Source organism: Rhizorhabdus sp., from assembly GCF_018006725.1.
Taxonomy (GTDB): Bacteria; Pseudomonadota; Alphaproteobacteria; order Sphingomonadales; family Sphingomonadaceae; genus Rhizorhabdus.
In genome coordinates this window covers 1-5,319 of sequence record NZ_JAGMXV010000283.1, presented here as the reverse complement: position 1 = coordinate 5,319, position 5,319 = coordinate 1, and the positions used below count along the sequence as shown (strand labels likewise).

Annotated in this window: 4 protein-coding genes and 1 CRISPR repeat array; all 4 genes read right to left on the bottom strand. The window is 66.0% G+C overall.

All coding sequences use genetic code 11. The features are described from left to right. Positions 1 to 320, bottom strand: a 320-nt coding sequence (locus KAY22_RS23985) for an ABC transporter substrate-binding protein (RefSeq protein WP_296625655.1), incomplete at its 3' end; no start/stop codon positions are given. Positions 321 to 656: 336 nt separating this feature from the next. Then, positions 657 to 1,692: direct repeats of the CRISPR family, unit length 32 nt; unit sequence GTCGCTCCCCGTGCGGGAGCGTGGATCGAAAC. Positions 1,693 to 1,751: 59 nt separating this feature from the next. Further along, the gene (locus KAY22_RS23980; protein WP_296625654.1) at positions 1,752 to 2,291 is read right to left on the bottom strand and encodes a DUF3833 domain-containing protein; all 540 of its coding nucleotides are present in this window, start codon (positions 2,289 to 2,291) and stop codon (positions 1,752 to 1,754) included. After that, positions 2,291 to 3,595 (bottom strand): MFS transporter, encoded by a 1,305-nt coding sequence (locus tag KAY22_RS23975; RefSeq protein WP_296625653.1) that lies wholly within the window; start codon positions 3,593 to 3,595, stop codon positions 2,291 to 2,293. Before KAY22_RS23975 ends, KAY22_RS23980 begins: the two co-directional genes overlap by 1 nt. 1,198 nt (positions 3,596 to 4,793) lie before the next feature. Beyond that, a partial coding sequence (locus KAY22_RS23970; RefSeq protein ID WP_366514151.1) for an alpha/beta hydrolase occupies positions 4,794 to 5,319 on the bottom strand: 526 nt, incomplete at its 5' end.

Sequence of the window (5,319 nt, the reverse complement as noted above, 5' to 3'; positions counted from 1 at the left end):
ATCGGCTTGCCGTTGTGGAACTGCACGCCCTGGCGCAGCGGGATGGTGTAGGTCAGGCCGTCGGCCGAAATCGTCGCCGGGCCTGAAGCCAGCAGCGGCACCACCTTCCACGTGCCGTCGAAGGTGTAGAGCGTCTCGAAGATGTGCTGGGTGATGATCGAGACCAGGTCGGCGGTGACGCCCACCGGATCCAGTGTCGGCGGCTCGCCGACGGTCGCGACATTGATGACCTTGTTCTGGGCCTCGGCCGGCATGGCGCCGGCAAGCATGGCCGCAGCGATCGCCGTCGTGGCGATCAGGCGTCTGGCGAATCCGAACACGTGCATCCCTCCTCTGCGCGTGCCGGACCGGTCGGTCCGGCTTGACGGATGTTTTGTAACCCGATCGCCACGAATTGTTCAATATGTAAACAATATCTCATATTTTGGGATTTACAAGACCAACTCAGCAATGGCGGAGCAGGTTTTCACCACACCGGCGCGAACCCCAAGCGCGCCCGAAACCGACGGCAGGTTCGCGCTGCGGACAACCTATTGGCCGGACAGGAGAACTCGGCAAATGCCAGCCGGCCAGCCGCCAGTCAACTGTCGCACCACGCCCCTTTCGCGCCAGCAGGAGGTTTTCGAGCGGGGGAACAAGAGGTTAAGGTAGGGGCCGTCGCTCCCCGTGCGGGAGCGTGGATCGAAACCTTGGCAAGCTGACTTGGTTTCAGCCTGGTCGCCGCCGTCGCTCCCCGTGCGGGAGCGTGGATCGAAACTGGACGATCTCGGTCAGCTTCAACACGTCAGAGCGTCGCTCCCCGTGCGGGAGCGTGGATCGAAACCCGACATGATCACCCCACCGATTCGAGCACGAAGGGTCGCTCCCCGTGCGGGAGCGTGGATCGAAACCACGCCCTCGGTGATCACCACCCGCCCGCAGTTGTCGCTCCCCGTGCGGGAGCGTGGATCGAAACAGATCGAGCGGCGCAAGGCGCGGCGGGAACAGGCGGTCGCTCCCCGTGCGGGAGCGTGGATCGAAACGGCCGGCGTGCCGGAGATCGACCGACCCTCGTCCCAAAGTCGCTCCCCGTGCGGGAGCGTGGATCGAAACGCCGGCAGGTCGCCGGGCACGACGATCGCCGACGCGTCGCTCCCCGTGCGGGAGCGTGGATCGAAACGCTTGCTGTTGGAAGAGGGTCTGGGAAGAGCGGAAGTCGCTCCCCGTGCGGGAGCGTGGATCGAAACATCGCCATCATCGGCGAGGGCGACCGCCACCGCGGCGTCGCTCCCCGTGCGGGAGCGTGGATCGAAACATGTATGCGGTCGGCGCCCTGCCCATCGCTACCGGTCGCTCCCCGTGCGGGAGCGTGGATCGAAACACACAGGTTCAGTGTTTCGCACCGGCGGTGGCCGGGGTCGCTCCCCGTGCGGGAGCGTGGATCGAAACCAACCCGTCGTGCCGGGCGCCACCCGAAGGCCGAGTCGCTCCCCGTGCGGGAGCGTGGATCGAAACGATGACAGCCCGCCGCGCGGCGTTGAGCGAGGTCGTCGCTCCCCGTGCGGGAGCGTGGATCGAAACCTGGTCGGGCCGCATCGATGACCAGAGCCGGGCGTCGCTCCCCGTGCGGGAGCGTGGATCGAAACATCTGGCCGCCAGCCGCGCCAACCGAAGACGCGATGTCGCTCCCCGTGCGGGAGCGTGGATTGAAACGGCTTCAGACGGGCAGTTGCTCAAGCTCCAAAGGAGGGGACTGAGCGGCGTGATCGGCCTCACCCGGCGGCAGGCCGGCCGTCATTGAGCCGGCGGAACGACACGATGACAGTGCCGATCTCGAAACCAAACTTCGTGACCGAGGCCCGGTTGAGCACCACGCCGTCGGGCTGCAGGAACATCCAGTCGTCGAAATCCACCTCCCAGCGATCCTCTCCCACCTTGAGCGAGAAGCGGTAGCGCAGGTTGAAGGCGTTGCCGCGCGCCTGGGCGCGACCCGTTCCGATCACCCCGTCGGCCCGGCCCTCGTAACTGCCATCGGGCTGCCGGGCAAAGACCCAGACGCGGCGTTCGGTCTCGCCATCGTCATAGCGGAAATCCTCGGTCAGGGTGAGGCGCTGGCCATCCCACACACCATCCAGATCGACGACGAACTGCCGTCGGACCTTGCCGAAGCGATCGACGAACATGCCGGTCGCAGCCGACTTGCCCTGAAAATAGTCTTCGATCCGAAACACCGGATCGGGCCGCGACACGTCATCGATCTTCATGCCCCCGCATCCCGCCAGTACCAGTGCCAGACCGACCATCAAGGACATCAGGTATCCGCGCATTCCATCCTCATCGCCATGCGCCTGGACAGCGCGCGATGTGTGCGCGCGGTGATCCTGTAGCGCCAGATCAGTCCGATCACCAACAGCTTGATTACGACCGGCACCCCGCCATAGATCAGCGCGAGAAGCAAAAGCTGCGCCTCGCCGTTGCCGCCATCGGGCGAAAATCCGGCCAGTGCCAGCACCCCCAGCCCGAAGCCGACCGCAAGGCCCGCCGCCAGCTTGGTCGCGACCGTCCACAAGGCAAACATCAACCCCGCGCGATCGACGCGGAAGCGCCAGCGATCATAATCCAGGACATCGGCCTGAAGTGCCGGGGGCAGCGCGAGATCAGCGCCGAGCGTCGCCCCCGTCACCGCGCAGATCACCAGGAACCAGCCGATCCCGCCGGGCCCCAGCAGCGGTGCCCAGACGAAGGCCGCCGCACAGCAAAGCATCGCCGCACACCAGGCTCGATGCTTGCCCAGACGCCGGCTAAGCCACAGCCAGCCCGGGATCGCCAGGATACCCGACAGGAAGTAGATCAGCAGCGCCTGCGCAGTGTCGACCTCCGACGCCTGCAGCCGATGGCGCACGAACAGCGGAAACAGCGCGGCGGCAAGACCGTTGGCGAAGCCATTGCCGAACCAGCCCAGCATCAGTTGCAGGAATGGGCGGTTGCGGACGATCTGCAGGACGGCGGCCGGCGCAATCGGGGCTGGCGCGCGACGGCCCGGATCAGGTACGGCGAACAGCAGCAACAGGAAGGCCGGGATACCTATGGCGATCCCGACCCATGCCACCGTGGCAACGCTGGCGGCCAGGTCGCCCCCGCCGCGGGTGACGAATACGGGCAGGCTTCCGGCGGCGAGAATCCCGGCCAGACCGGCGACTTCGCGCGCGAAGGCGACGCCGCTGCGCGCGTCATAGCCGGTTGCCAGCTGCGCGCCCCAGGCCTGGTAGGGAATGGCCACCAGCGACCAGCCGACATAGAGGGCAAGCGCCCAGATCGCGAGATCGACCGGCCCGTCCGTGCCGCCCGGCGTGAACAGGCACACCAGCCCCAACCCGGCAATGGGCGCGCCTATGGCGATCAATTCCTTTCGGCGGCCCCATCGGTCCGCCGCCCAGCCGATCAGCGGGTCGGCCAGAATATCCGCCATGCGCACCGCAAACAGGATCGACGCCGTCGCCGCCAGGCCGACACGTTCGGCATAAAGGCCCGGCAGGTAGACATAGGCGGGGATCGTCGGCAGGGACAGCGCCAGTGCCGGCAGGGCATAGGCCGCAAGACGCCACCGCCCGATCACGACGTCTCGATCCGCGTATGGCCGACATCGATCGCGCCGCGGCAGACGCCGGCCCCGCCACGGCCCTCGGCGCGTGACCCGTCGATCGTGATCACCTTTCGCCACCTCTGTCGCGCATGGCCCGCCCCGCTGACACCCGTTCCGTCAGCCTTACGCGGCAGGCCGGCAAATGGATCACGTTATCGCAATGGACCCGCGCGGCCGATCTCCGGCATGCCTGGGTGCCCCAAGCAAACCGGCCTGATCCAGCTGTCGCTGCCCGGTGGCAGGCTGGCGGCCGCCGGATCGCCGCCACCGGCAGCCAGGGCAGCCCCGCATCAGGCGCGCAAGGAAAATATTCGTGACATGCCAATAGTGATGGGCAGCGCGGCGTCTGCGCGCCTGCGCTTCAGTCGCGATCAGCCCCTGCCTGCGCAACGACGTCCAGTTCGATCATCTGTTCAGGCTGGGCGCTTCAAATTCGGCCGGTATCCGGAGCCCCAGGGATGTGTGAGGCCGGGTTTCGTTGAAGTCCGGCCGCCGGATGAACACGGTATCGTCGGCAACTCTCCGGTCAAAATGCACTGGGGACAGCAGCAGCCGGCGGCTGCCCCCAGTGCAATACCTTCACTCAGCGCTTCGCGGTCGGCATTGCGCCAAGCTGGACGTGGATGTCGCCACCGATGGAAATCGGTGACCGACGCGTCGATCGCAGGCTTAGTTTGCGACCGGTGTCGATTGGGTCTGCGAAGCCGGCGCGGGCGACATCGCCGCATGCTGACGATCAGTCGCCGAGGCCTGGTTCTTGCTCATCGAGCAGGCCATTGCAGACGTTGATGAAAGGGCGAGAGCAGCAACGATCGCTATCATGAATTTCATATCTGCTTCCTCTGCTTGCCTGTCGCAATCACAGCGATTGCATTGTGAAGTCTAGCTCCGAAACCATCCGACGATCAGCTGGGCCCAATCGCTCGAGCCTATGAGGAGAATTCGTAAAACCAGGGGAAGTGACGGCATCGGCATCGCCGTCGGATATTCATGTCGAAGCCGCAGCCATACTTTCGTCTATCCCCGCCGGACACACGAAACGCTTCTCCTCGGCCACCGAGACTAACACCGTATTCCGAAGAGATCAGCAAACCCGGGATCAACAGCGCGTCATCGGGAATGACGCATCGGCGCACACCGGGTTCCCTCATCCGGGCCGCGGAACCTGGCTTCAGCGCGGCCCCGCCAGTTCCACGATGGCGGCGGCAAACGCGTCGGGCATTTCCTGCGGCAGGTTGTGGCCCGCGCCGTCGATGATCCAGCGTTGATAGCGGCCGGTGAAATGCGACTGGTCCGGGTCATCCGCCGCGGGAGGGTCGACGCCGTCGTCGCGGCCCTGCAACACGATGCAGGGCACCGCTATCGCGGGCTGGGCAGCCAGCCGCGCCTCGATGTCGTCATAGGCCGGATCGCCGGCGACGCCGCCGAAACGGTGGCGATAGGAATGCAGGACGATGTCGACGAAATCGGGATTATCGAACGCGGCGGCGCTGGCGTCATAGGTCGCGTCGTCGAAGCGCCAGCTGGGCGACCACAGCGACCAGATATGCCGGCACAGCGCATGCCGGTTCTGCGTCAGCCCGGCGCGGCCACGCTCGGTATGGAAATAATACATGTACCAGTAACGCGCCTCGACCGCGGCCGGCGCCGGTTGCCAGGCATTGGCGATGTCCTGGATGTTGTAGGCCGCGCCGCAG